1 protein-coding gene and 1 pseudogene are annotated in these 2224 nt (G+C 74.6%); both read right to left on the reverse strand.

All coding sequences use genetic code 11. From position 1 onward, the window contains the following. Window positions 1–1331: S8/S53 family peptidase (locus tag H5J33_RS31995; protein WP_181798235.1), on the reverse strand; the 1331-nt coding region annotated here is incomplete at its 3' end. Window positions 1332–1574: 243 nt separating this feature from the next. Continuing rightward, a pseudogene (locus H5J33_RS32000) lies at window positions 1575–2224 on the reverse strand (tetratricopeptide repeat protein); the annotation flags it as partial.

A 2224-nucleotide genomic window follows, 5' to 3' on the forward strand; every position in this document is an offset into this window, starting at 1 on the left:
GTGGGTGCCGTTCTCCTCGTGGATGGATAGACCCACCCAGTATCCCATGGGGGGGTCATCCGGTCGGCGACGAGCCCCGCGACCACCGGCGTGGCGAACGAGGTGCCGCTCCACCGCGCCGGCCCCTCGAACATCACCTGGTCCGGTTTCCCGCCCGCGCTCGTCAGTCCCTCGCTCAACACGCCGGTGTGGGGCGGGTACTGGCAGGTGCACAGGTACTCGTCGGGGCCGAACCGGCAGGAGTCGTAGGTGGAGTGCTGGTAGACGTACGGCACCGGGACCCGGAAACCGGTGAGGGCGCTGGTGAGGCGCTCGCCGGGGGCGTACGCCCGTACCCAGGGGCCGTGGTTGCTGAAGCAGGCCCCGCCCGCGCCGTCCGCGCGCAGCGCCCCGACCGACAGCACGCTGCCGGCGTACTCGGGCAGCCCCGCGTAGGCGGCGGGCCAGAAGGGGGTGGCGCTGCCGTTGTTGCCGGCGGCGGCCACCAGCAGGGTGCGCTGGTCGCGCAGTTCCCGCATGAACGCGTCCAGTCCGATCAGGCCGTCGGCGTCCTCGCCGGGCGTGCCGGCGGACAGGCTGATGATGTCCGGCCAGCCGTCCCGGTCGACCGCCTCGAACAGCAGGTCGCCGAACTCCGACTCCAGCACGGCGCCCGCGTCGCCCAGCGTTCCCCGCACGGTGATGTCGGTGTTGGGCGCGACGGCGGCGAGGAGCCCGGCGATGAACGTGCCGTGTCCGACGTACTGGCGCAGCACGCCGTCGGCGTCGGTCTCGTCGCGCTGGGGGTCGCCGGTGGTGTGGGCGAGCAGCGGGCAGCACCGGTGGTCGCGCACCAGGCCGGTGTCGACCACGAGGACGCCGACCGCGGTGGCCGGGTCGTAACGGCCCTCGGCGGGCGCCGGGTTGGCGGATTCGGTGCGCGGTACGGGCACCGGCTCGTCGCCGGGGCAGGCGTTGACCGCGATGTGCATGACGTGGTTGCGTCCGGCCAGCCGGCGGCCCCGCCGGTCCTCGGCCTGCCGGACGGCGTGCAGGGCGTGCGGCACGGTGTCCTCGCCCTCGGCCGGGTCGCCGACCCGGATCCGGGTGACGCCGGTGCGGCCGGCCTGCGGGCCCTCGCGGCGTACGTGGTCGGGGACGAGACCCCGGGTCTCGGTGAAGTGGGTGCGCACGGCCTCCTCGACGAACGGGGCCTCCTCGCCGTCCCGGACCAGGACGACCCCCTTCTCGTAGAGGAAGCCCGCCGAGTCGTCCGGCCCCATGGTCAGCGGGACGTCCGGCAGGGCGCGCTGGATGTGCTGGAACTGCTCGTGGAAACGCTGTGGTGCCACGTGATGTCCTCCCCCGTAGACGGTGCTACGACAGTGGAGAGTCGCGGCACCGTCGTCTGATACAGCGGGCTACTACCATGCGAGACGTGACAGCGGGAAGCGAGGCGGTTCTCGAACTGCTGCCCATGGTGTTCGCCGACCCGGGCGAGGCGCGGGCGCGGGCCGAACACGTGCTGGGCTCGGGACCGTCGCCGCTGCACGCGAGCGTGGCCCACCAGGTACTCGGCATCTGGCAGCGGGACTTCGGTGACCTGCGCATCGCGCTGCGGCACCTGCGGCGGCGCGGGCTATGGCGGTGTGCGCGTCCCCCGCCGAGCGGGCCGCCCAGGAGGCGGCGAGCAGCAGTTCCGCCTTGCGGGTGGACTGCCCGCCGATCCGGTCCAGTTCCGCGATCGCCGCGTCCGCCTCGGCCAGCGCCTCCGGGGCCAGCCCCGCCGCCCGCAGCACCTCGCAGCGCCGGATCGACAGGTTGTAGGCGGGGGTGCCCAGCTTGGCGTAGCGCTCCTCGGCCTCGTCCAGCAGCCGCAGCGCCGCCGGGATGTCCCCGGAGCGGAAGGCGGCCAGGCCCCGGCTCTCCACCGCGTCCGCCTTGTCGTGCTCCTGGCCGGTGGTGTCCCACAGCCGCTCCGCCGCCGTGAAGTCGGCGACCGCCCGGTCCACCGCGCCGAGCGCCAGGTGCACGGTGGCCCGCAGGGTCAGCGCCCGCGCGGTCCAGATGTCGTCGGCGACCTGGCGCAGCACCGGCAGCGCCCGCCGCACGTCCTCCAGCGCCTCCCGGTGCCGCCCCAGCACCCACCACACGTAGGCGCGCCGGTACAGCACCCGGGCCCGGGTGTGCCCGCTGCCCCGGGCCACCCCCCGCTCGAACGAGGCGAGTCCCTGCCGTGTGCGCC

The organism is Streptomyces sp. WELS2, assembly GCF_013870595.1.
In the GTDB taxonomy this organism is placed as follows: Bacteria; Actinomycetota; Actinomycetes; order Streptomycetales; family Streptomycetaceae; genus Streptomyces.